This window comes from Eubacteriaceae bacterium ES3 (genome assembly GCA_030586155.1).
GTDB lineage: Bacteria > Bacillota > Clostridia > Eubacteriales > Eubacteriaceae > Acetobacterium.
Map to the genome: position 1 here is coordinate 2,241,531 of CP130741.1, position 25,629 is coordinate 2,267,159.

At 39.5% G+C, this 25,629-nt stretch carries 24 protein-coding genes and 1 other RNA gene; 1 reads left to right on the forward strand and 24 read right to left on the reverse strand.

The window, feature by feature from the left end; genetic code table 11:
* Positions 1-60 precede the first annotated feature (60 nt).
* From Q5O24_10270 to dnaG, 6 genes are all read right to left on the reverse strand, one after another.
* Positions 61-1,647 carry a phosphoenolpyruvate hydrolase family protein gene (locus Q5O24_10270; GenBank protein ID WKY46742.1) on the reverse strand — a complete coding sequence of 529 codons (1,587 nt, stop codon included), beginning with the start codon at positions 1,645-1,647 and terminating at the stop codon, positions 61-63.
* Positions 1,648-1,706: 59 nt separating this feature from the next.
* Positions 1,707-2,040, reverse strand: an RNA gene (gene rnpB / locus Q5O24_10275) — RNase P RNA component class A.
* Positions 2,041-2,082: 42 nt separating this feature from the next.
* Positions 2,083-3,195 carry a Nif3-like dinuclear metal center hexameric protein gene (locus tag Q5O24_10280; protein WKY46743.1) on the reverse strand — a complete coding sequence of 371 codons (1,113 nt, stop codon included), beginning with the start codon at positions 3,193-3,195 and terminating at the stop codon, positions 2,083-2,085.
* Positions 3,168-3,881 carry a class I SAM-dependent methyltransferase gene (locus Q5O24_10285; GenBank protein ID WKY46744.1) on the reverse strand — a complete coding sequence of 238 codons (714 nt, stop codon included), beginning with the start codon at positions 3,879-3,881 and terminating at the stop codon, positions 3,168-3,170. Before Q5O24_10285 ends, Q5O24_10280 begins: the two co-directional genes overlap by 28 nt.
* Before the next feature lies 1 nt (position 3,882).
* The gene (rpoD, locus tag Q5O24_10290; protein WKY46745.1) at positions 3,883-5,046 is read right to left on the reverse strand and encodes an RNA polymerase sigma factor RpoD; all 1,164 of its coding nucleotides are present in this window, start codon (positions 5,044-5,046) and stop codon (positions 3,883-3,885) included.
* A 2-nt stretch (positions 5,047-5,048) separates the two neighbouring features.
* Positions 5,049-6,797, reverse strand: a complete 1,749-nt coding sequence (dnaG, locus tag Q5O24_10295; GenBank protein ID WKY46746.1) for a DNA primase — start codon at positions 6,795-6,797, stop codon at positions 5,049-5,051.
* Between the two features lie 180 nt (positions 6,798-6,977).
* Between dnaG and Q5O24_10300 the strand changes: the two genes are divergently transcribed.
* A complete protein-coding gene (locus Q5O24_10300; protein WKY46747.1) occupies positions 6,978-7,235 on the forward strand; it encodes a hypothetical protein in 258 nt (85 codons plus the stop codon).
* Positions 7,236-7,316: 81 nt separating this feature from the next.
* Here the strand turns inward: Q5O24_10300 and ppdK are convergent, their stop codons facing one another.
* From ppdK to Q5O24_10390, 18 genes are all read right to left on the reverse strand, one after another.
* Positions 7,317-9,938, reverse strand: coding sequence for a pyruvate, phosphate dikinase (gene ppdK / locus Q5O24_10305; protein ID WKY46748.1), 2,622 nt, complete (start codon positions 9,936-9,938; stop codon positions 7,317-7,319).
* Complete coding sequence (locus Q5O24_10310; GenBank protein ID WKY46749.1) at positions 9,931-10,746, reverse strand: pyruvate, water dikinase regulatory protein; 816 nt, start codon at positions 10,744-10,746, stop codon at positions 9,931-9,933. The genes ppdK and Q5O24_10310 overlap by 8 nt, the downstream gene beginning before the upstream one ends.
* 12 nt (positions 10,747-10,758) lie before the next feature.
* Positions 10,759-11,397 carry a helix-turn-helix transcriptional regulator gene (locus tag Q5O24_10315; protein WKY46750.1) on the reverse strand — a complete coding sequence of 213 codons (639 nt, stop codon included), beginning with the start codon at positions 11,395-11,397 and terminating at the stop codon, positions 10,759-10,761.
* Positions 11,398-11,520: 123 nt separating this feature from the next.
* On the reverse strand, positions 11,521-12,084 hold the full coding sequence (locus Q5O24_10320; protein ID WKY46751.1) for a helix-hairpin-helix domain-containing protein: 564 nt from the start codon (positions 12,082-12,084) through the stop codon (positions 11,521-11,523).
* Between the two features lies 1 nt (position 12,085).
* The gene (gene hisJ, locus Q5O24_10325) at positions 12,086-12,937 is read right to left on the reverse strand and encodes a histidinol-phosphatase HisJ (protein WKY46752.1); all 852 of its coding nucleotides are present in this window, start codon (positions 12,935-12,937) and stop codon (positions 12,086-12,088) included.
* Positions 12,938-13,262: 325 nt separating this feature from the next.
* Positions 13,263-14,021 carry an amino acid ABC transporter ATP-binding protein gene (locus tag Q5O24_10330; protein ID WKY46753.1) on the reverse strand — a complete coding sequence of 253 codons (759 nt, stop codon included), beginning with the start codon at positions 14,019-14,021 and terminating at the stop codon, positions 13,263-13,265.
* A gap of 9 nt (positions 14,022-14,030) precedes the next feature.
* Entirely contained in the window at positions 14,031-14,696 is a 666-nt protein-coding gene (locus tag Q5O24_10335) for an amino acid ABC transporter permease (protein ID WKY46754.1), read from the reverse strand.
* 79 nt (positions 14,697-14,775) lie between these two features.
* Positions 14,776-15,615 (reverse strand): ABC transporter substrate-binding protein, encoded by an 840-nt coding sequence (locus tag Q5O24_10340; protein WKY46755.1) that lies wholly within the window; start codon positions 15,613-15,615, stop codon positions 14,776-14,778.
* A 130-nt stretch (positions 15,616-15,745) separates the two neighbouring features.
* Positions 15,746-16,921, reverse strand: coding sequence for a TraB/GumN family protein (locus Q5O24_10345; GenBank protein WKY46756.1), 1,176 nt, complete (start codon positions 16,919-16,921; stop codon positions 15,746-15,748).
* A gap of 18 nt (positions 16,922-16,939) precedes the next feature.
* Positions 16,940-17,926 (reverse strand): lipoate--protein ligase, encoded by a 987-nt coding sequence (locus Q5O24_10350; GenBank protein ID WKY46757.1) that lies wholly within the window; start codon positions 17,924-17,926, stop codon positions 16,940-16,942.
* A gap of 9 nt (positions 17,927-17,935) precedes the next feature.
* Positions 17,936-18,943, reverse strand: coding sequence for a LacI family DNA-binding transcriptional regulator (locus tag Q5O24_10355; GenBank protein ID WKY46758.1), 1,008 nt, complete (start codon positions 18,941-18,943; stop codon positions 17,936-17,938).
* Positions 18,944-18,977: 34 nt separating this feature from the next.
* Positions 18,978-20,243 (reverse strand): aminotransferase class I/II-fold pyridoxal phosphate-dependent enzyme, encoded by a 1,266-nt coding sequence (locus tag Q5O24_10360; GenBank protein ID WKY46759.1) that lies wholly within the window; start codon positions 20,241-20,243, stop codon positions 18,978-18,980.
* Positions 20,244-20,270: 27 nt separating this feature from the next.
* The gene (locus Q5O24_10365; GenBank protein ID WKY46760.1) at positions 20,271-20,822 is read right to left on the reverse strand and encodes a Fe-S-containing hydro-lyase; all 552 of its coding nucleotides are present in this window, start codon (positions 20,820-20,822) and stop codon (positions 20,271-20,273) included.
* Entirely contained in the window at positions 20,822-21,664 is an 843-nt protein-coding gene (locus tag Q5O24_10370) for a fumarate hydratase (protein ID WKY46761.1), read from the reverse strand. Before Q5O24_10370 ends, Q5O24_10365 begins: the two co-directional genes overlap by 1 nt.
* Before the next feature lie 117 nt (positions 21,665-21,781).
* Positions 21,782-22,246: a tRNA (cytidine(34)-2'-O)-methyltransferase gene (locus Q5O24_10375; protein WKY46762.1), complete on the reverse strand. Its 465-nt coding sequence runs from the start codon at positions 22,244-22,246 to the stop codon at positions 21,782-21,784.
* Positions 22,247-22,368: 122 nt separating this feature from the next.
* On the reverse strand, positions 22,369-23,682 hold the full coding sequence (locus tag Q5O24_10380) for an ATP-binding protein (GenBank protein ID WKY46763.1): 1,314 nt from the start codon (positions 23,680-23,682) through the stop codon (positions 22,369-22,371).
* Between the two features lie 14 nt (positions 23,683-23,696).
* Positions 23,697-24,365, reverse strand: coding sequence for a response regulator transcription factor (locus Q5O24_10385; protein ID WKY46764.1), 669 nt, complete (start codon positions 24,363-24,365; stop codon positions 23,697-23,699).
* An 88-nt stretch (positions 24,366-24,453) separates the two neighbouring features.
* Complete coding sequence (locus Q5O24_10390; GenBank protein ID WKY46765.1) at positions 24,454-25,620, reverse strand: acetylornithine transaminase; 1,167 nt, start codon at positions 25,618-25,620, stop codon at positions 24,454-24,456.
* Positions 25,621-25,629: the final 9 nt, after the last annotated feature.

Consider the following 25,629-nt stretch of genomic DNA (forward strand, 5'->3'; position numbering starts at 1 on the left):
TTTGTTAGGCTTTGCCTGAACCGCTGTTTGTTGTATTTCAAGATCTTCCGGTCTGATGAACTACCCATCACTTAAAATAAAGGCCCGTTCAATAATATGCTTAAGTTCTCTTACATTCCCCGGCCAATTGTAGCACATTAAATTATCTACTGCATCAGGTGTCAGTCTTTTAGTTTCAGACTGATATTTGTCTTGAAACTCTTTCAAAAACTCCCGACATAACAAAGGTATATCTTCCGGATGATGCCGTAATGGTGGAGTATTGATTTCAATAACATTCAGACGATAATACAGATCTTCACGAAAATGATTTTGTGCTACTGCTGTTTTTAAATCAAGGTTAGTTGCGCAGATAATACGCACATCAACGTAAATTGTCTTTTCTCCGCCAACCCGCTCAAATTCCTGCTGTTGGATAATTCTTAAAACTTTCGACTGCAGTTCAAGCTCCATTTCGCCGATCTCATCAAGAAACAGCGTTCCATGATTGGCTAATTCAAATTTCCCAATTCTTCTTTTATCAGCCCCTGTGAAAGCCCCCTTCTCATGACCAAATAATTCACTTTCCAGAAGGTTAGGTGGAAGCGCCGCACAATTTACCTTAATTAAAGGCCCGAGGTAACGTTTACTGTTAAAATGCAAGGCTTTCACCACTAATTCTTTGCCAGTACCACTTTCCCCCTGAACCAGGACATTCACATCCTTATTGGCAACTTTATTGATAACCTCATACATATTTTGCATCAGGCTGGATTGGCCGACAATTTCATCAAAGCCCCTTTTCCGCTGTAATTCTTTTTTTAAATGCTTATTTTCCTGTTTTAATTTATAATAGTTTTTAAATTTATCGGTGGTCTCTGAAATTGCCAGTTCAGTGGGAATTCGTTCAAAACTTGACCCACCGATATATCCGATGGCTTGGGAATTCTTGTAAAAATAATAGGCGTCCTCGGGTGAATTAATCGGTCCACCATAAATCATCTTAAAGCAGCTTGGATTGATACGATCCGCTTCTAAAAATATTTCATCGGCCATTTCCAGACACTCATTTATGCTTGAAAATACTTTTCCGGATTTTTCTCCTCCTCTTGTCCAGCCAAAATGAGCGCAGATCACATCGACCCCAATTTTTGCCATTCTATTGGCCTGTTCTCGTGAAAAAACAAAAGCAATTGTAAAAAAGTCAGCTGCCACCGCTTTTTGCATAAATGCTATCTCTTGCTCATATCCAAATCCATTTTCTTCCAGATATTGTCTGAAAACACCATCTATCAAACCGACTGTGGGAAAGTTAGTTACCCCGCCAAATCCTTTAGAAACTACTTTTTTAAGTAGCTCCTCATGAGTGTAATTAGGATCAGTAGCATTAATGCCGGCAATCACTGACTGTTCCTTGAAGCGAGGTAGAATTTCTTTACCTGAAAATTCAAAGACCAGTTCATTACTATTTACAAAAGAAAGCATACAGCCAATTGATGGCTGGCCAGCCACCCGAAATCTTCCGGCACTTAAGGCCAGCAGAAAATCTGCCCCTCCTTTAATTGCCTGATTGGCAAAGAGACCTGATCCTACTGCTACACCAATCACCGGTTTATTCATCTTCAAACTGTTTCTGATTTTTTTTAGAATCTTTTCCCGTTTATTCATTTTAAGGTTGCTCCTATAAAAAAAAGCATTGTGCCAACACAATGCCTTGTTTTCAAAAACGATTTACTAAATCTATAAGCCGAGTTCTGTTTAAATAGTCATCTATCTCGATTTATTGTCGCCAATAAATTCCAGCGACCTACCATAGGACAGCGACGAGCCATCGCCTTTTAACATCCGTTCTTGGTCTTGCTCCAGGTGGGGTTTACATAGCCGGTATGTTACCATACCGCTGGTGAGCTCTTACCTCACCCTTTCATCCTTACCATTGCTGGCGGTATACTTTCTGTTGCACTGGCCTTGGAGTCGCCTCCACCGGGCGTTACCCGGCACCCTGCTCTGCGGAGCTCGGACTTTCCTCAATCATAAGATTGCGACTATATGATTTACTAAATCAATTAATTATACGCTTTTTTGAATTTACAGTAAAGCACTTTAAATAAATTTCAGAAAACCCTCCATACTGTTCGCCTTTATTATAGCCGGACAATCCACTGAAAGTTGCTCATTTAATATTTTTTCTAAACAGTCCGGGGCGAATTTTTCTGTTTCAAAATGACCAGCATCCAGAACCCAAATCCCCAATTCCTCAGCCCTTTGACCGTCGTGATATTTGAGATCTCCGGTCACAAACACATCAGCTTTTAATGCTTTGGCTATCGATAAAAGATCAGCACCAGCACCAGTACAAAGGGCAACTTTTTTGATTCTTGCTGGCCTTTTTCCCGCTTCACGTAAAATTTTAATGTTCAAAGCTTTTTTTAGCTGTTCAATCCATATATCAGAATTGCAGGAATCTTGGAGTTCACCAATCCTCCCCAGGCCGTGGATCGCTTCCATTTTTGTTTTTAGCGGATAAACATCATAAGCCATGGTTTCATAGGGATGCATTTTTTTAACCTGATTAATAGTTTTTTCAAGTGACCTTTCATGAACTATTGCTTCAATGCGTAGCTCTTTTACAGCCTCAAACTCGTTAACTGTTCCGATAAAGGGATCTGCCCCCGTCAGCGGACGAAAACGTCCTGTACCAGAACATGAAAAACTGCATGAATCATAATTGCCAATTGCACCGGCACCAGTTTTTCCCAACGCATTTAGTATTTCTTTTTCATGGGTTGCAGGAACAAATACTGCCAATTTAACATAATTTTCGACAAAATTTTCCAGCGGTTTCATGCTTTTTAATCCCAGTTTATTGCCAACAAAATCGTTAAGACCAAATCTTGCCAAATCCAGATTAGTGTGAGCTGAGTAAACACTGATATTATTCTGAATTAACCTTCTGATCATTCGGCCTTTTAAAGTGTCACAAGACAGCGTTTTGAGTCCGCTGAAAATAAAAGGATGATGACTGATAATCAAGTCGACTTGTTCTTCTATCGCTTCTTCAATCACTGCTTCAGTAACATCAAGAGTCAGTATAATCTTCTCAATCATCTGACTGCGTTCACCCAGCATCAATCCCACGTTATCCCATGATTCTTGAAGATACCGCGGCGCAACTGTTTCAATCCCTTTTATAATTTGTTCAAGTCTGACAGCCATCTCTTCACCTCATTGAGTTTTTCAATATAATCCTTGCTCTTTTTATACTGTTCTTTTGCAACTGGAGTAATTTTATCCTCTGTTGCTGCAATAATCCGCATTTCAAGTTCCAGTTTTCTGTCAATCAAATCAATCAGTAGCGGATCTAACCGTTTTTGATAATCAATGCCAAGTTCGTATTCAAGTTCATTTCTGACCTTCATTTTTCCGACCTGAACAATCAGAATTTCATAAACACGTTTTCCTTCTTTTGCCAGCGCTTCGCCAACAATATTATATCCGTTATCCTCAAGGTAATGCCGTAAAACATTTTGTGCATTCATCGGTTGAAGAATCAGGGTATTCACCGATTTAGCGACTTTTTCAGAAGCTTCAAGAATATCCGAAATCAGAACCCCACCCATTCCGGCAATAACGACCAGGTCTGCTTCGTTTTCTTCAAGCACAGAAAGACCCGAACCAAGTCGGGTCTTAATTTTATCGGACAAGTGATTCGCCTGAATCAAATCTTCTGCTTTCTGAAGCGGCATTCTGTTGATATCGCAGGCGATAGCGCCCTTAACACGGCCTTCCTGAATCATCTTAACCGGTATATATCCATGATCCGTGCCGATATCAGCCAGCGTCTGAAAACCGCTTGCACATTCCGCTATTCTTTTTAGTCTAGGGGGCAACTTTATGCTCATTTTAGGTTAAATAGTCTTTCAATTTTTTGCTGCGGCTAGGATGTCGAAGTTTTCTTAGCGCTTTGGCCTCAATCTGGCGAATTCGCTCTCTAGTGACATTGAACTCCTTACCGACTTCCTCCAGCGTTCGGGCTCTGCCATCATCCAAACCAAAGCGAAGTCTTAGCACTTTTTCCTCACGGTCAGTCAGGGTGTTTAATACTTCAATCAGCTGCTCTTTTAGAAGCGCATAAGACGCAGCTTCAGCTGGAGCTGGTGCATCATCATCGGGGATAAAGTCACCCAGATGACTGTCTTCTTCCTCCCCAATCGGAGTTTCCAATGATACCGGATCCTGAGCAATTTTTTGAATCTCTCTGACCTTTTCTTCTGAAAAATCCATTTCCTTGCCGATTTCGGCTGGAGTAGGTTCACGCCCTAATTCCTGGAGTAACTGACGAGATACTCGAATCAGTTTATTGATCGTTTCTACCATATGAACAGGAATTCGGATAGTTCGCGCCTGATCAGCAATGGCTCGGGTAATTGCCTGACGAATCCACCAGGTTGCATAGGTAGAAAATTTAAACCCTTTCGTGTAGTCAAACTTCTCTACTGCTTTAATTAACCCCAGATTCCCTTCCTGGATCAGATCAAGAAATGACATACCTCGTCCAACATAGCGTTTAGCAATACTGACAACCAGTCTTAAGTTAGCTTCTGCCAGTTCTTTTTTTGCTGATTCATCGCCTTCTTCCATTCGCTTAGCCAGTTTCATTTCTTGATCCCCGGTTAAAAGGGGAACCTTTCCAATTTCTTTCAGGTATAAACGAACCGGATCATTAACGCTCACTGCATCAGCCAGGTCAATCTCTTTTTGATTTTCTTCTTCCAGCTTTTCAATTTCTTCATCAGATAAATCAATATCATCATCATCCATATCAAGATCTGCCAAGGAAATTTCAACGCCATCTTTTTGAAGTTGAGCATAGATCACTTCGATATCTTCCGCTTCTATTTCAAGCTTCTCAACAACTTTCTCCATTTCAGCATTGTCAAGGGTTCCGGCTTTTTTTGCCGCTTCCATAAGCAGTTTGATCTCCGGCAGTTCTTTTATATCAAACTTTTCAGATTCAACCGCTGCCTGTTCCCCCTCAGCAGCTTTTTTATTTTTTTCATTGGCCATACTTAACGCCTCCCGTTTTCCTTTTTCAATTTAATTAACTCTTCCATAAGCTCTGCAACTCTTTCTTCCTGTCCATTTTGTGTTGCAATCTGGATTTCTCCAGTAATCTTTTCCAATTGACTCTCATTATAAAATCGTCTGCAGATTTTTAAGGCATCTTCAAAATCAGTTCGTAAAACTGATTCTTCAGCCATTAATAAACCTGACAGCCTTTTAATCTTTGAAGACTCCGGAAAATGGCTCAATATTCCAGACACTTTAGTTTCCGGATTTTCTTTTAGTACCCGGATAAATTCCCGATATTCACTCAATGTCAGGATTTCTGTTGAAAACTCATTAATTGCCTCACGATTTTCAAGCACATATCTGACAACCAAATCCTGAGCAAGATAATAGGCCTTCGGAATATCATTATCGCTTACCCCTTTGACTTCAGTCTCAATTATATTTGCTGATTCTCTTCCCGATCGAGCCCTAATAATTTCTGACCGGATTACATTTTTGTTGATGCCTGTCTCTTGTGCAATTCTTTGACTGTAAAAGTCAATCTCGACTGCTGTGGAGCACTCCTTCAGCACTTTTATGGCTGCTGTTCCATAACTAATTTTCCCGTCAGTATGAGATAAATCAAATTGCTTTTTCAATAACATCAACTCATATTCTATCACTGTCATTGCATTTTTCGTTAACGCCTCAAAAGCCTCCAGTCCATTCTTTTGAATAAAAGAATCAGGATCTTCATCATCAGCGAGAACTATAATTTTAACATTAATATCTGATTTTTTCAAGACATTCATTGCTTTTTCTGTAGCTGACTGTCCTGCCGAATCTCCATCAAATAGAAGAATCACTTCCTTAACATACCGTTCAAGAATTTTTCCGTGATACGCTGTAAAAGCTGTTCCCAATGCGGCTACAGCATTTTTAATGCCTTTTTCATAAAGTGAAACCACATCCATATAGCCTTCGACCAGATAAATTCGACCATTCGCCAAATGTCTTTTAGCATCATTCAAATTATAGAGTTCATAACTTTTTGAAAAAATAAGTGTTTCCGGTGAATTAAGATATTTAGGCCCCTGAGCCGCTTTACTTATAATACGACCACCAAATCCGACAATCTGACCCCGAGGATTGATAATCGGAAACATGATTCTTCCCCGAAAACGATCATATGTACGTCCACTTTCAGATCGCATCACAAGACCTGAATCAATCATTTCGTTTTCTGTAAACCCCTGCTCTTTGAGATAAGAACCAAGGTCATTCCACTCATCTCTTGAGTAGCCTAGCCCAAATTGTTTCACCGTGGACGCTGAAATACCACGATTAAAAAGATAAGCTAAAGCAGTATGGTCTGATTTTAAATGCTTATAAAAATAATTTCCAGTTAAACGGTGCAATTCATAAAGTCGTTTCTTCTGTTCAAAACTATCACTGTCAGCTTCAGTCTTTTCTGGCAAACGAACGTTACCACGATCTGCCAGGAGCTTTAAAGCATCCATAAAAGGCAATTTTTCCATTTCCATAATGAAAGTAATTGCATTCCCTCCAGCCCCACAACCAAAGCAGTGATAAAGCTGCTTTTCCTGGGAAACAGAAAATGAAGGGGTTTTCTCATTGTGAAAAGGGCACTTCCCTTTATAAGAATTACCCGTTCGCTTTAAAGTCAGATAGCCCGAAATAATATCTACAATATCGTTAGCTTCGATGACTGATTGAATCACTTCATCAGAATAATAATTTGCCATTCAATTCCCCATCTTCCTTTAATTTATCCTTATATACTAATATTCTGTTTTTTTGTTCATTCTCCTTCTTTTTATTTGCTTTTTTTTAAAATTTAATCAGATTTTATTTTAAAAGCTGTGATTATTTATAGAAGAAGGGTATATATCTAATAATCATTATAATAAGAAAGAGGTGTTTTTATGGAAAAAATGAGAATAATTGAAATGATTCGTGAAAAAATTGATTCAGCAGGTTTTAATGACAACGGACTTGCAAGCATCTCAGTAGGTGACATGGGCGATAGTGATCAAATTGTCGGAGCGATTGAAGTTTTGAAATCTGAAACTCCTTTCGAATTTGATTTTGATGTCGATGCTATGTTATTAAAAGTTTATAATCAGGATGATGATCTGGATGGGTTTATCAAACGAAATCCTTCTCCTCAAAAATGCCAGTAAAAAGTTTAAAAGCGTTGCATCAGTCATTCTGCTGATGCAACGCTTTATTTTTTGAGTCATTTAGTTTCTATTCTAGATCTTTTATTTTTTAAGGGCGGCCTGAGCTGCTGCCAGTCTGGCAATTGGCACTCTAAATGGTGAACAAGATACATAATCAAGGCCTGCCTGATGGAAGAAAGCAATCGATTTAGGATCTCCACCATGCTCTCCACAAACACCGATTTTTAAATCCGGTTTAGTTTTTCGACCTAAGTTAACACCTGTTTTTACCAATTGTCCTACACCTTCTACATCAATGCTCTGGAATGGATCACTGGTCATAACGCCTTTTTCCTTGTAATCAGCAATAAATTTACCAGCATCATCACGAGAGAATCCAAAAGTCATCTGAGTTAAGTCGTTCGTACCGAAAGAAAAGAATTCTGCTTTTTCAGCAATCTGATCGGCAATCAAAGTGGCTCTTGGAATTTCCATCATTGTTCCAACCAGGTAAGAGATATCTGAATCTCTCTCTGCCTTTACCTCTTCAGCAACTTTTCTGACAACTTTTTCCAGGTACATCAGCTCTTCTTTAATCCCAACCAATGGAATCATGATTTCTGGAACTATATCAAAGCTTTCTGCGGTAGAAACCTCAATCGCTGCTTCCATAATCGCCCGAGTCTGCATTTCGGCAATTTCCGGATAGGTAATAGCCAGTCGACACCCACGGTGACCGAGCATCGGATTGAACTCTTCCAGGCTGTTAATCACAACCACCATATCTTCGTAACTGATTTTCATATCTTCTGCTAATGCTTTGATATCCTTTTCCTCAGTTGGTAAAAATTCATGCAGTGGCGGATCTAAAAGTCTGACTGTAACTGGTCGGCCTTCCATTGCTTTGTAAATACCGATGAAATCTTCCTTCTGCATCGGAAGTATTTCAGTAAGAGCAACTTCTCGCTGTTCTTTCGTTTCTGAAAGAATCATCTTTCGTACACTTGGAATTCTATCTTCATCAAAGAACATATGCTCAGTTCGGCAAAGCCCGATTCCTTCAGCCCCAAAAGCCACTGCAGCGGCGGCATCTCTTGGTGTATCGGCATTTGTTCTCACCTTTAAGGTTCTAACACTATCAGCCCATTCCATAATCGTTCCAAAATGTCCGGATAGTTCAGGTGTAACGGTTTTAATACTTCCTTCATAAACAGTTCCAGTAGAGCCGTCCAAGGATATATAATCGCCTTCTTTAAAGGTTTGACCGTCTACAATGAATTGTTTATTTTGTTCCTCTACCTTGATGGTTTCACATCCAGCTACGCAGCATTTACCCATGCCTCTGGCAACTACTGCCGCATGAGAAGTCATCCCGCCTCTGGCAGTCATAATTCCATTAGCAGCATACATCCCTTCAATATCTTCGGGTGATGTTTCTTTTCTGACAAGAATTGTTTCTTCACCATTGGCAACTGCCTGGCAAACCGCTTCTGCTGTAAAGTATACACGCCCGGTTGCTGCTCCTGGTGATGCCGGTAGGCCAGTTGCTAATACTGACGCTGTACTCAAGGCTTCTGCTTCGAATGTTGGGTGTAAAAGCTGGTCCAGAGAGACTGGATCTAGTCGTAAAATTGCCTCTTCTTTACTGATTAAGCCTTCTTCAACCATTTCGACCGCAGCTCTTAAAGCTGCTGCTGCTGTTCGTTTACCTGTACGGGTCTGAAGCATATAAAGTCTGTCTTTTTCGATCGTAAACTCAATATCCTGCATATCTTTATAATGATTTTCCAGGCGCTCTGCGGTTTCTAAAAACTGCTTATAAACTTCTGGCATAATCTCTTCCAGCTCGTCAATATGTTTTGGTGTTCTAATACCAGCAACTACATCTTCTCCCTGAGCATTAATCAGAAATTCGCCAAACAATTTCTTTTCACCGGTAGCAGGGTTTCGGGTAAAGGCAACGCCTGTCCCACTGTCATTACCCATATTTCCATAAACCATTGACTGAACATTAACAGCTGTACCAATATCATGGGGAATATCATTGAGATTTCGGTAAGTAATAGCGCGATTGTTGTTCCATGATCTAAAAACTGCTTCGACAGCCATTATCAACTGTTCCTGAGGATCTTGCGGAAAATCTTTCCCTGTTTCCGCTTTAACTATCGCTTTGTATTCGGCAACTACATTTTTTAAGTCATCAGCGGATAATTGCGTATCATCTTTATAGCCATTTTCTTCTTTAATGCGATCAAGAACTTCTTCAAATTTATTTTTATCAATTTCCTGAACCACATCACCAAACATCTGGATGAAGCGTCTGTAAGAATCATAGGCAAAACGTTTATTGCCTGTATTTTCGGCAATTCCCAGCACAGTATCATCATTGAGACCAAGATTTAATACTGTATCCATCATTCCTGGCATTGAAATTTTAGCACCAGACCGAACTGAAACCAGTAACGGATTATCTCTTAAACCTAACTGCTTTCCTGTCTGACTTTCAATGATTTTTAAATTTACTGCAATCTGTGACAAAATCTCCTGGGATAATTTTTTATTTTGATTATAATACTCGGAACATGCTTCCGTTGTTACTGTAAACCCTTGTGGAACTGGCAACCCAATTTTTGACATTTCCGCAAGATTTGCACCTTTTCCTCCCAGTAATGCTTTCATTGAAGCATTACCTTCTTTGAACAGATAAACCCATTTTTTAGTCATTTAGACCCCTCCTCGTAACATTAGCAAGTATTATCGCCGCAATTTCCTCAATTGCTTTGGATGTCACATCTATGACCGTACATCCAATTTTATCAAAAAGCTCCTGAGCTCTTTGTAACTCTGTAATAACCCGTTCATGACTGCCATAGAAAGACTGCCCTTCTATGCCCATTGATCTGATTCGCTCAGAGCGAATACTGACCAAACGGTCCGGATCAAGGATTAAACCAAAAATTTTTTCCCTTGGAATCATAAATAGTTCTTTTGGAGGCTCAATCTCCGGCATTAATGGGATGTTTGCCACCTTATATTGTTTATTTGCCAGATATATACTAATCGGAGTTTTTGATGTTCTCGAAACCCCAATCAAGATAATATCCGCATCGATTAGTTCTTCTGTATTTTTACCATCATCACATCGAATAGCAAATTCAATTGCTTCGACTTTTTTTGCATATTCCGGATCCAATAAAATATCTGAGATATTATTGGCAACCGGCTTCTCACCAGTAATCCCCCTTAAGGTCTCAACCAGGGAGCCTCTTGCATCATAGATGGGAATTTGGATTCTTTTAGCTTCCAGTTCAAAATAGTTTCTTAACTCTTCTGAGAAAAAATGATAAACAATCAGACCGTTTTTGCTTGCTGCCCGCTCTAGCATTGAATCAATACCAATTTTATCATCGACAAAGGGGTGAAGCCGAACTTCGCGGATCGATTTTTCAAAAACGCTAATACCGGCTCTAACAAGCATTTCTCCAATGTCATTAGGCTTATCAGAGACTACATAAATGATGATGGATTTCATGACTTCCCCCAATCACTCAGCACTATTTCCCATGTTCACAACATATCTGGATATGTTGGTCCGGGATACTTTACCTATGAGGACCAGTCGTTCCTTACCGTTTTCGTCTTTTTCCTTAACGACTATTGGAAGAGATTCAACTTCATAATACATCGTTTTGAAGGCTGCATCATAAACAGATTCTTCTGGTTCCAGATAGATTATATTCGGCATCCTTGTCATAATCAGAGGTATAGGAAGGGTATCCATTTCCTTTCGACCAATCATCGCTTTGATAAAATCTTTCCGCGAAACGATTCCTGAAAGATACTTACCATCAACTACATAAAGGGTTCCAGCATTTTTGGTGAACATTGTAATTATGCCATCATATATCGATGTATTTTCTTCTACCGTAGTCGGTTCTGACTGGATATCCATTACGCTAATGGTTTTGATATAAGACCCTAACATATGAAGAAGCGAACGGCCCGTATAAAAATAACCGACTTTTCTTTTAGCTTCAAGAATCCCCAGCATCGTCAACACTTTCAGATCCGGCCTTAAGGTTGCTCGGTTTATATTTAACAGCTCTGAAATTTCATTGCTCTTAATAGGTTGTTTTTCTTTAACAATATCAACAATTTCCTGTTGTCTTTCTGTGAGTTGCATATCTTACTCCTAAGCTCTAAGTTGATATTAAGTATAACACATATATTTCATTTGTAAACATTAATGTTAAATATTTTTAACAGATAATAATTTATTATCATTTTAGTTTGTATATAACCTTCTTTATAGTGTTATTGATTCAAATATATTCTCATATGTTTTCTCACCAATTCGATTAACATTCATCAATTCTTCCAACTGTGTAAAATTTCCATTGGCTTCCCGATAATCGATAATACTCTGGGCAATCACATCTCCAATTCCTGGTAGACTTTTTAATTCCTCAAGACTTGCTGTATTGATATTGATTCGACCATCAGCTTGAACTCCTGAATTTTGCTCGACTTGACCAATTATTGGTATTACAAGCTGCTCTTCATCATTAACTTTTCGAGCCAGATTCACAGCATCCGGATCGGCAGTTTCCGTAAATCCGCCGGCCTCTGTAACTGCATCCATCAAGCGAGCTCCATTGGGCAGGGTCACTAGACCGGGCTTATTAACGGCACCCGTTATATGAACCATAATCATTTCTCCCGAAGTATCAGCTTCCTCTTGAACTTCTGCCTCTCCAGTTAATTTTATTTCACTTTCATTTGAATTCTGATTCAGGTACCAAATCCAAAAAACGCCCAAAAAAACAAGCACGACGAGAACGTATAGAAGTTTATTTCGGTATTTTTCCATACTATACTCCAAGGGGTTGAGCTTCCCATCGGCCTTTTTTGAGCATCCAGTATTCAGTATACCCGCAATTCAAAAGATAGTTTTCTGCTGCTTCGAATCCAAACACAATCCCATTATCAAAATGGGTATCTCCACCAATCGTTATTGGGATATTTCTATTTTTCATTTCCGGGATAATCCAATCAGAGGGATATCTTCCCACACCCGGAACACGCATATCTGCGCCGGTATTAATTTCAATCATCGTTTTTGTTTTAGCAATTCGATCCAGACAGACTTTAACAATATCTTGATACCAATCATCACGGTCATCAAAAAAACACTGATTTTGATTGAATTTTTTTATCAAATCAAGGTGTCCAAGAATTTCCGGCTGGTAGGTCGTAACCATATCGCCGATAGCCTGATAGTATTCCTGTATGAAAGATTTAAAATCTCCTGCATAGAAGTTGGTAATTGCATTGGCAAAGTTTTCCCGGCTTTCATCGATATAGCCGATTACATCAGCATTGACAGTCTTAATCGTATGGATTGACATAATCACATAATCCAGGTCTTTTAACAAACCCTTCGCCTGTTGGCTAATAGACTTTCTGTCCATAAAATAGTCTACTTCAAGACTTTTATATATCTCTATCTGGTCCTTATATAAGTTAATCAGACGTTCAACTTCAGCAAAATAAGCTGTTAGATTTTCTTCTTGAATGGTCCAGTCATTTTCAAAAGGTAGTGGCATATGTCCAGTGAGACCGATGCTTCTAAGTCCAGCCTTTATAGCTGCTAAAACCATTTCCTCTAAGCTATTCTTACCATCACAAAAATTCGAATGAATATGATAATTTGCCTGTATCAATTTGTTCCCTCCAAAACTTTGCATGAGCTGATTGTATCATGCTATGTACTTTAAGTAAATAAAAAAATGAAAATTTAAGGCCTGCAAACGTTTCTATAAATGAATTTTATGGATAAACTCCCTCTTGCTCACCTATTTTCTCTTATGCAACATTAAAATTAAGCCCTGCATTTTGTATCATTACTGGGTAAGTTCTCCATTTGGTTCAATCTCTACAGAAAAAGAGCCAAAAGAAAATGCTTAGCTAAACTTGCAATTTCTTTTGGCTCTTTTTCTGTGCGCGGCTTTATTTTTTGTCCATAGGACCGCCCAACAATGTTTTTCATTATAATATTTTGTTTAAAAAGCTCTTTGTCCGATCTTCTTTCGGATTTAAAATGACTTCTTCTGGCGTGCCCTGCTCGCAGATCACACCGCCATCCATAAAAATTACCCGATCAGCTACTTCGCGGGCAAAACCAATCTCGTGGGTTACTACCATCATGGTCATTCCTTCTTCCGCCAGTTTACGCATCGTTGCCAGTACTTCTCCTACCAGCTCAGGGTCTAAAGCTGATGTCGGTTCATCAAACATCATTATTTTAGGTTCCATAGCTAATGCTCTGGCAATCGCAACACGCTGCTGCTGACCACCGGAAAGTCTTGAAGGGTACTGCGCTGCTTTGTCCGATAAACCGACCATTTCCAAAAGATCTAATGCTTTTTTTTGAATTTCTTTTTTATCGGCTTTCTTAACAATAATCGGTGAAATCGTAATGTTTTCAAGAACCGTTAAATGGGGAAATAAATTAAAGTTCTGAAATACCATCCCCAACTCCGCACACATTTGCTGTACCTTTTGTGGATCTATGCGCATCATATCTTTATTGTTTTCACGTTTGTCGGTTAACTCCCCTTCAATATAAATTTCACCGCTGGAAATTCGTTCAAGGTGATTTAAACACCGCAAAAGAGTACTTTTTCCGGAACCGCTGGCTCCTAAGATACAAACCACTTCACCTGGTTCAATCTCAAGATTGACCCCTTTTAAGACCTCGAGATCACCAAATGATTTTCTAATATCAACTAATTTTACCATACTCATATCATCACCCTATCTTTTTTCATAAACTCCCAGTTTCTTCTCCATCCTATCGAATGCAACCTGAATAACCGTTGTCAGAAATAGATAGATCGCGGCAGCATAAATATAATAAATCCAGCTTCCCGTAGAACTGGCCATGGTTTTTGTCGTTCGAAGCAAATCAAAAAGGGCTATGGTCGAAACCAGAGAAGTATCTTTTAATAAAATAATCAGTTCGTTTCCTACCGGCGCTACCATCCGTTTGTAGGTCTGAGGAATAATGATTTTAGTCATCGCTTGACGATAACTCATTCCCAAGGCTTTAGCAGCCTCCATTTGACCACCGTCGATAGATTCTATGGCTGCGCGGATTATTTCTGCCAGATAAGCCGTTGAGTTCAGTGAGAAAGCAATAAAAGCACACAGCATCTGATTAATAATCAGAGAATTACCTGTAACATCCAGATAAATAATCGGTATTGCATAATAAATCATAAATAATTGCAATAATAGCGGCGTTCCCCGAAAAAACCAGATATAAAACCAGGAAATAGCGTTTGCAATACGATTATTGGAAATCCTCCCCAGTGCAACTACCACACCAAAAAGAACCCCAAAAACAATCGATACCAATGCAATTTCAATTGTTACAACGGTTCCATCAAAAATCGCCCATAATTGGGTTTCATTTAACACGTTAGTATTTTTCCCTTCGTCAATAATTTAAAACAAGGACAGGACTTGTCCAAAATGGACAAGTCCCAGTAACTTTTTACTACTCAATAACAATCAGTTCAGTATTGATATCAGTTGTCATATCTTTACCAAACCAAACATCAGAAATTTCTGTCAGAGTTCCATTTTCCTGTAAAGTCATAATTGCTGTATTAAGCGTTTCAACCAAAGCAGTATCTTCAGCTCGACAGGTAATTCCAATCGGTTCATTTGTCAGTACATCAGAGCTGATCACAAATGTATCAGGATCTTCAGAGACATAATACATAGCTACGCCAATATCAGTGATAACATTATCAATCTGCATTCCCTGAAGGGCAGCAAAAGCGTCCAACATTCCATCAAATTTCTGGATATCCACATTAACGCCTTCCTGTACTTTAAGAGCTTCTGCTGCAATATCGGCGGTTGTTTCAATCTGTGCTCCCAGAACTTTTCCTTCTAACTGAGAGAATTCAGTAACAGGTTCAGCGTCAGTTCGGGAAACAATAACAATCCCATTAGCAACGTAAGGATCGGTCATCCCAAAGTTTTCCTGTCGTTCAGGAGTAATACTGGTACTGGAAATAATGACATCATACTGTTTTGCATTTAATCCATTGAAGATACCATCCCAGGCAACTGTACTGAATTCTACTTCAACACCCAGTTCTTCAGCCAGAGCATTGGCAAAATCGATATCAAAACCGACTAATTCGTTCTGATCATCACGGAATTCCATTGGCAGATAGGTATCATCCACACCAATCGTTAAAACGCCATCAGCCAACGGATCATCAGCAGCTGCTGAATCATCAGTTGAGCTTGATGAACAACCGGTCAGAACCACTGCAAATACCATTGTCACAACAACAAATAAAGCTAACAATTTTTTCTTCATTTTCTTCTCCTTTTCATCTTCCTAATGTGATTAATTATATATTAATTCTGCCTAATTCTCAAGTTTTTTTCAAACTGCCCAAATTCACAGCTCTTAAAACCAGCTTAAGCAAAACAATCAAAATGACGATTCAGGAAAAAACATCCATAAAAATGCCAAGTATATTGAACCCGCTAATCCAAGTACCAAGGACACTGCCCAAGTTGGCAAAAACAACGACCATCAGAACTTTAGTGACCTTATTTCGCCACAAACCTTTAACCGAAGAAAGATCACTAGCTAACGATTCGAAATCCTCAACCTTGGGCTTTCTGAAATGCGCTTCAACGATTCCAGCAAACCATCCCGCCGCCAGCAAGGGGTTCAAAGACGTGATAGGCGCCATCACCAAAGCGGTCAAAACAGATAGGATATGTCCACCAGCTATCAAGGTCCCCAGTGCAGAGAGCAAACCATTCCAAATAATCCAGCTTTTAGCCTGCTCAAGGCCAGATTGAGGGTTGACAAAAAAAGTAGCCAGGATGATTAAGAGAATAATCGCCGGTATCGACCAACCGATAACTTTTGATGCCGAAGATTTTTTAGGGATCGTCTCCAGCTCTTTAATATCCTGCTCTTTATAAACCTCTTCTTTAATTCCCGGAACATGGGCAGCTCCCAGAACAGCGACAATTTTTTTTCCAGGCGCATTTTTAATCTTGTAGGCCAGATACTGGTCTCGCTCATCGACCAGGTATCTTTTTACCCCTTTGAATGCCGTTCCCATCTCAGCCAGTGCGGCACTCAGCATATCTTCGGATTTAAGGTTTTCCAGTTCTTCTTCTGTTATCTCTTCATTATCAACAACACTTATTGCGATTGAAAAAATCAGTTTTAGCTTCTCCCAAAAACCTGAACCTCTCCAGATACGATTAAAGGTAATCTGAATGTTTCGGTCCGCCAATACCAGTTTTGAGCCCATTTCTTTTGCACAGGCTATCCCTTCCAGCATTTCCTGACCAGTCTCAATTCCAAACTGATCAGCCATTTTTCGCTGATAATTGGAGAGCAGAATATTGATAAACATAAAGCCAGCTCGTCCACTTTTAATGACTTTAACAATATCTGTATTGGACCATTTCTCTTTTTGGGAGATCGAATCATATCGCTGCTGATCCAGTTCAATACAGACAGTATCAGGTTTTTCTGACTCAATCAGCTGCCGTACCTCGATTGCACTGTTTTTTGAAACATGAGCGGTACCAATCAGTATGAGCTCCTTACCTTCATATTCCAGTCTAGTTATATTGTTAGATTCCAATGCCATTCCTTTCTTTGACACAATTTACATAAGAATCATATCAAGGAGAGTCTCACGATCCAAGCCATTTATGTAGGCTGCCGGCTCGATATTTTTTAATACTTCATTTAGCGCCTGCTTTTCAGGTGAAATTCCAGTTAGAACCGTCTCCAGTTCTTTGATGTCGCCATTACCAAAATAATCGCCGAAAAAGTTAATATCGGTAATCAGGCCTTTTTCAACCTGCATCAGAATCGTCACCAGTCCAAAGTCATATTTTCGTTCTTTTCTAATATTATATTGTGGAGAACGTCCATAATTCCATTCCCAGGTCCCATATTTTTCATCACGCAGTTTCTTTACAGCTTCGAACTCTTCCGCACTCAATTCTATTTCTTCAAGCTCTCCATTGGAAAACATTCGCTCAATCAGGGCTTTTTTAAAGTCTTCGAGGCTATAACCCGGATCCATATATTCAGAAATATTAGTCACACGGGCTTTCACCGATTTAACCCCTTTAGACTCTATCTTATCGGCTTTAACATTCAAAGCCCCTTGTATCGTAGAAAGTTTTGAATTAAACAATAAGGTTCCATGATGAAGAATTCTTGGCTTTCTAGCATATTGGGAATTACCGGAGAATTTTTTGCCATCAATGGCGATATCGTTACGGCTGTTAAATTCAGCCTTTACGCCCAGTGAATTTAGGGCATCAACCACCGGTTTAGTGAAACTCTTAAAATCAAAGTCTTCCGTGTTATTGTCATTTACAATAAAGGTGAAATTGAGATTTCCCATATCGTGATAGACTGCCCCACCACCGGTTAATCTTCTAACCACCTTAATATTATTTTCCTTAACATATTCCTGATTAATTTCTTCGATCGTGTTCTGGTGTTTTCCGACAATTATGGCATTATCATTCTGCCATAATAAAAAATAACTTTCGTTCTGATCCATATTGTTAAAGACGTATTCTTCAAACGCCAGATTAATTTCCGGATCGGTTTCTTTCCAATCAATGTATTTCATGGTTGACCCTTAAATTTCCTTTACCGAATCCCTAATCATTACTTCATGTGGAACATAGACATTACTGACATTACGATCTCCGTCTTTTTCACATAGTTTAATCAGCATGCGCATCGCAATCGCACCAATATCATACATCGGCTGGGCGACAGTGGTAATCTGAGGTCTTGTCCATTCTGCAATCCAGAAATTGTTGAATCCACAAATACTTATATCTTCAGGGATTTTCTTACCCATTTCCTCAGCACAACGAATCGCACCCAAAGCTGTCTGATCGTTAAAACAGAACACACAGGTAAATTCCATTCCGGAATTGATCGCTTTCTCCATCATATTATAACCGCCAGAAAGACTTAATTTTTCTTCTAAGACACGGTCATCAGAAAAATCTATGTTCTTTTCTTCAAAAGCCCGCAGGAATCCTTTTTTACGTTCCTGATAGATAAAGCCTTCTTCCAGCTCATCAAAAAACAGCATAAACTTGGTATGTCCTTTGTCAATAATTTCCATAGCTAATTCATATGCCGCTTTTTCATTATTGATTAGAACGCCACTCATCTCTCCACTGTTATCCGGTACACAACCTAAGACTACTTCACTTGGAGCAGAAATCAGTTCTTCCTGCATTTCTTTACTCAGATCTTTTCCAACATAAATAATACCATCGCACTGTTTTTCAACCAGAACGTTCAGTGATTTTTTTTCTTTTTCAGGATCAAAATCAGTATTACTTAAAATGATATTATAATTGTATATACCACATACATCCTCTGCACCACGAACAATTTCAGTATAATAGGGGTTAGTGATATCTGGAATCATAATCCCCATTGTATGGGTTTTCTGAATTTTCAAACTTCTGGCAATGGCATTCGGCTTATATCCCGTTTTCTTGATGGCTTCAAGTACCCGCTCACGTGTTTCTTCATTAACCAGAGGGATATTATTGACGACCCGGGAAACTGTGGCAACGGAAACATTAGCTTCACGTGCAACATCCACAATTTTTACTTTCATTTGATTACCTCTTCTTTTTCTTTAAATTATATTATTACGCTTTAGCACTAAGAACTTCATTCATGGCTTCAAGGATTAAAGCTGGCGAGCGCCGACATTTCTCTTCAGAGACTGCACACGGGGCGAAGCGAAGGCCTTTGGCAAGCCCAACAACAAAGACATTTTTTTCCATTAAACGATCACTGATTTCTCGGGAATGTTCACATGGAATACTGATGAAAAAGCCATCTGAATAAGTAACAATTTTTAATCCTACTTTTTCAGCCTCATCCACAAAAGCCTTGGCCCGTGCTCTTAAAATACCCTTATAATGATTTTGTTCAGCAATCATCTGGTTATAAAGTTCGGGTTCCGAATATATTTTGCTGATTGTCTCCATGGCACCTCTGGTTCCGTTTGACCAGCTTCCCCGGTTTGAATATGTACAGGCATTGGCAAACTCTTCTGCAATCGACAAGGTGGGGGCAACACAAATAATGGCGCCATTTCTGAGTCCATACATAGTATAGCCTTTTGAACAGCTAAAGGCATATAGCGTTAAAACATTATGAGGCATCCCAGTAAGCTTTCTCATGAATGCTCTGGCTTCATCCCCTTCACCCGAAAAATCAATATAGGCCAGATCTACCAGTAGAATGATTTTAAATTCCGGATTATCATTGGCTTCTTTTGTCACAAAAGCAATAATTTCGTCCCATTCGCTGTCAGTTATAGTATATCCGGTGGGATTATGGGCCGGTGTATTAAGAACTGACAGCACTCTTTTCTGTTTTTTAAGAAGCGCTTTCATGCTTTCTTTATAGGCTTCCATATTAAAACTGCCCTGTTCATTATAAAGCGGGAATGTGACAATTGAGCGTCTGTTTTCGTCAGCAATGGTATGATAAGCAGCCCAGTACCAGTCAGTCAAGAGAATCTGATCCCCTGGTTCCGTGTAATTAGCGAAAGCATGGCGAATTGCGCCTGTACCACCTGGTGTTGCCACTGCCTTGATGAAACCTTCATCCGGTTTGTAATCTTTAAAGCAGGCATTCACAACATCCTCGAGATAATCCGGTTGACCAGCTAAGCCAGAATAACCGGCTATCAATTCATTTGGCAGATTTTTCAAGGTATCATATACTGACTTCATTGTAATCAGTTTTCCTTCATCATCCATCAACGCCCCAATTGTTGAATTAATAACCGCTTCAGGACCCAGTTCGCTCGTTTTCTTCGCTGCTTCACCAGCAATTCGGAAAATAGGATCTGTGCCACCTTCCCGCAATGATGACTCAATAACCATTTCTGCTTGTTTCATTTTTCAATCTCCTCAATTTTTCTTAATTTATCTTGAATATTTTTTTCTTTCTGTTTCATATAAATTGTTGCCCTGGGCATCAATTACCACAATAGCCGGAAAATCCTCAACCACCAGTTTTCGGATCGCTTCGGTTCCCAAATCTTCGTATGCCAGGACTTCAGATGACTTGATCAGACTCTGAAACAAGGCTCCAGCACCACCAACGCAGCCAAGATAGACCGCATGATGACTAATCATTGCATTAATGACGCGTTCGCTGCGATTGCCTTTTCCCATCATTACTCCCAGACCATGTTCAAGAAGTTCTGGGGTGAACAAATCCATTCGTCCACTCGTTGTCGGACCGGCAGAACCGATGATTTCACCCGGTTTTGCCGGACAAGGTCCAACATAATAAATCAGCTGATCTTTCAAATCAACGGGCAGGGAAATCCCCTTTTCAAGGTTTTCAATCATTCTTTTATGGGCTGCATCTCTAGCTGTATAAATAACACCGGAAATTCGCACATGATCTCCGGCTTTCAATTTATTTCTAACTTCCTGTGTGATTGGCGTTTTTATCTGAATAATTCCCATTAAAGCTCCCTCTCAACGTGGCGGTTGACATAACATCCCATATTTACAGCAACCGGAAGTCCGGCAATATGGGTCGGATAGGTTAATATATTAATACCCAGAACCGTATTCACACCACCCAGACCCATGGGACCTATTCCAAGTTTATTAGCGGCTTCCAGAAGATATTCTTCTAAAGCCCTGATATGTTCTTCAGGATGATGACTCCCAACTGATCGAGCCAACGCTTCTTTGGCCATTAATGCGGCTTTGTCCATAGTTCCGCCAATTCCAACCCCTACAACAACTGGTGCGCAGGCATTGGGACTCCCATTTTCAATGGTTTCAAGAATAAAATTTCTGACACCTGAAATTCCCTCAGCTGGCTTAAGCATTTTCAGTGCACTTGTATTTTCACTGCCAAATCCTTTTGGCAGTAATTTAATCATCAGACCGTCGCCGGCTACTACCTTATAATGAATAATCGCCGGCGTATTCGTCTGTGTATTTTTTCTTAAAAGTGGATCAGAAACGACTGATTTTCTTAAAAAGCCTTCTTTATAGCCTTTTTCCACACCTTTTTGCAAGGCGTTTTCAAGGGTTTCCCCTTCAATCGATAAGTTTTGTCCCAGGCTTACAAACATTACCACCATCCCAGTATCCTGACAAATTGGTATGTTTTTTTCGGCTGCCACTTCCAGATTTTTTTTCATTGTATTAAGAATTTCGATTCCATTTTCAGAAATCTCCTGCTGCATAGCATTATCCAGTGCTGCTTCCATGTCTGCTCCCAAATGTATATTGGCTTCAATACACATTTCAGAGACCGCCTGGATGATTGTATCGGTATGAATTACTCTCAAATCTGTTCCCTTTCTCAAATCAATAACTTGTTCCCTAATTATCCCTCATTATAACACAGACTGAAAACAATATCACAAAATTTTCATTGTTTTTCATAGTGTTTTCAGGCATTTTGTTTAGATTAAGTCAACGAAATCATGTTGTCTCAAAGCCTCATACAATACGATATTAACGGAATTGGAAAGATTAAGAGAACGCGCCTTTTCATGATTACGCATGGGGATACGAAAACGGCCCTCTTGATAACGTTCATGGACGTTATCTGGAACACCAGCCGTTTCTTTTCCAAACATAATAAATGCATCCTCATCAAATTCTATTTGATGGTAGTATTTTGTTGCTTTAGTCGTCGCAATACACAAATGTCTGCCGTCCAGAAATTTTTCAAAGGCAGCCAGATCATCATGGATTGTAAGCGGCACCAGATCCCAATAATCAAGTCCTGCCCGTTTTAAGTGTTTTTCTGAAAGAGAAAAGCCCAAGGGCTTAATCAAATGCAGGCAAGTATTGGTTAATGCACAGGTTCTGGCAATATTTCCAGTGTTTTGGGGAATCTCCGGCTGATATAGTACGATGTTCATTTTTTCCTCTTTTCAATTAAATATAGCTTTCATAATACCTGTTTCAGCCCTGATTGTCGAATACTTTCTTAACCAAAAAAAGTTTAAAGCTTACTTCACTGTAAGTTTTAAACTCTTTTGGATTATTCAATTGTGAAGTCGTCAGATGCCTGTTCAATTTTTTGACCGTTTTTTCTTGTTTCCGGTTTACTGCTGTTCTTTGGCAGAACAATTGAAAAAACGCTACCCACATTGGGAGTTGAATCAATTTTAATTTTCCCACCATGACTTTTAACGATGTAATCAGCAATATTGAGGCCAAGCCCAACACCGCCAGTCGCCCGGTTTCGGCCATCATCAACTCGGTAGAAACGGCTGAATACTTTAGCTTTTTCTTCCTCAGTCAAACCTATTCCAGTATCTCTTACGGCAATCACAACATGTCTTTTTTCCTGACTCAGGCACAGTTCAACTTGACCTTCTTCTTTCGTATACTTGATAGCATTATCAAGAAGTATGCGTACAGCCTGTTTCAGCCGTTGTTCATCGCCTTTAAAATAAATTTCATCATCCACTGAATCCGTCAGTGTAATCAACTTATCATGTGCCAGGGTTTCCATTAGATCCACTAACTGATGACACATGGCTGACAAATCAAAGTTGTCCACATCCATTTCCAGGCTCTGATTTTCAGCCTGAGCAAGCAATAGAAGTTCAGAAATCAGTTGAGCCATCGTCTCGCTTTCACTGGCAATATTATCAAGCCACTTGGCATTATTACAAATTGTATCTTCTTCTTTTAACTTCAGTACTTCAATATTAGTCTGGATAACGGTTAATGGTGTTCTCAATTCATGTGATGCATTGGCAATGAATTTTTTCTGATCCTCAAAGGTCTCCTTGATCGGTTGCAAAGATTTACCAGCCAGAAAATAAGAGATTGGTATCAAGACTGCCACTGAACCCACACCAATTAGAAATAAAAACGAAATAACATAAGTAACAATGGATCGCTCCGTACTGACCTGTTGAAAAACCTGCAAGATGTAATCTCCGGAATTGTTGGAATATTTTATAGTATATCCCCTGTATTCCAGGGCTTCTGTAGCAAAAGTATTAAACCTGGGAAATTCAGAGTTTTCCAGAATAATCTCATACCCTTTAGTAATCAGATTACGATCTTCAAGTTTCATATTTTTCACTGTATTACTGGAATTCCAGAGGATATACTGATAGCCAAATTTCTCATGTACGGAATCTAATGATTCCACGGATTCAGTAACGCTTCCGCCTTCTTCCTTAATAATTTCCTTGGCCACATCGGTCAGATACATTTCTCCCGATAGGTTCAGACTCCATTTTACCAGAAAAGCCAGAAGGAAAATAAACATAAACATAAAGATAATTAAAATCAGCGTATTAAACACTGTGATTTTTCGTTTGATTTCAGCAAACATTCAGTTCACCTGTTTTATTTTTTACCAAGCGTATACCCCACTCCGCGAATGGTATCAATTTTAACCTGAGTATTGGCAATTTTCTTGCGTAGATTATGTACATAAATTTCAATATTATTTTCGTTAACTTCCTTGTCAAATCCCCAAACCCGATCCAGTATTTGTTCTCTGGTAAACACCTGGTTTGGTCTTTTCAAGAGCATTTCAAGAATTTTAGCTTCCTTCACCGAAAGTTTGAATTCCTGCTCTTCTGTCTGCAAAACGTTTTTCTTAGTATTAAAGCTTACATCTTCAAAAACGATTGTTTCTCCCTTTATGCCATGATCCGGACGACGTCCCAATGCACGAATTCTGGCAAAGAGCTCCTTAGCTGAAAATGGCTTGACAAGATAATCATCAGCCCCCATATCCAAGCCCTTCACCTTATCATCAATGGTCCCCTTGGCGGTTAACATTAAAACCGGGGTAGAAATGCCCTGATCACGAATTTGCTGAAGAATTTCTGTTCCACTTTTTAAAGGCAGCATAATATCCAGAACGATCACATCGTAAATAGGATTTAAAGCAAATAAAAGTCCTTCCTCGCCATCATTAGCGATATCACAATCGATATTCTGTATCCTGCACAACTCCTGAAGTGCATCGGTTATCTTTTTTTCGTCTTCTACAAACAGTATACGCATTAAATAACTCCTTCCAGATTAATATCCAATTTATTCCTTAGCTTTTTATTATATTTAAGAATCCTTAAACCTGCATGAAAAAAGCGCTTTATAGCGCTTTCTCAAAAATTTCAACAGCCTGATCGATTTCGGCTTTTGTTACTACCAGTGGCGGCACAAAACGAATTGCTGAATCACCAGCCCCGACTAAAAGCAGTCCGTCTTCCATTGCTTTGGCAACAATTTCACCTGGTGCTTTATCAACTTCTACCCCGATCATCAGTCCCATTCCACGCACATCTTTAATACAATCATATTTTTCTTTTAGCGCCAATAATTTTCCCTTAAGATAATCCCCCTTATCCTGGACCTCTGCTAAAAAGCCATCAGCCATCAGGGTTTCTATCACGAAAAGTCCACCTGCACAAACTAAAGGATTGCCACCAAAAGTGGAAGCATGAGTACCTGGTGTAAAGACCGATGCCATCTTATCCTTGGCAATAATTCCGCCGATTGGCAGACCGCCGCCAAGACCTTTAGCCATCGTCACCACATCCGGTGTAACACCATATTTCTGATAGGCAAACAGCTCACCCGTTCGGCCAATCCCAGTTTGTACCTCATCAAATATCAGGACAATATTTTCACGATCACAAATCTCTCGCACTTCTTTTAAATATTCTGCATCCGCTGGATTGATTCCGCCTTCGCCCTGAATTGCTTCCAGAATAATCCCACAGGTTTTTGGAGAAATCTGCTTTTTCAAAGCCTCGATATCGTTAAAGGGAACATGATAAATCTCAGGCATCAGCGGTTCCAGATTTTTCTGATATTTCTTTTGACCGGTAGCGGTGATAGCTGCATAGGTACGGCCATGAAAAGACTGGTCCATTGAAATAATTTCAACAGCATCTTCACTTTTATTAAGCTTGCCGTAAACCCGACAAAGCTTTAAAGCAGCTTCGCAGGCTTCAGCCCCACTGTTACAGTAAAAAACCTTATCCAGTCCACTATATTTTACCAGCGCCTCTGCAAGTGCTATAGCCGGTTCAGTCCAATACAGGTTTGATACATGAATCAGGCTGTCAAGTTGCTCTTTAACTACTTTGCTAAAGCCAGGATGGCAATGTCCCAAAGAGTTTACGGCAATTCCAGCCACAAAATCCAAATATTTTTTTCCTTCGCTGTCGGTCAGTGTACAACCAGATCCACTGACAAATTCAATTGGAAATCGTTTATAGGTTTCCATAATAACTTTATTTCCTCGTTCAACCATAAAATCCTC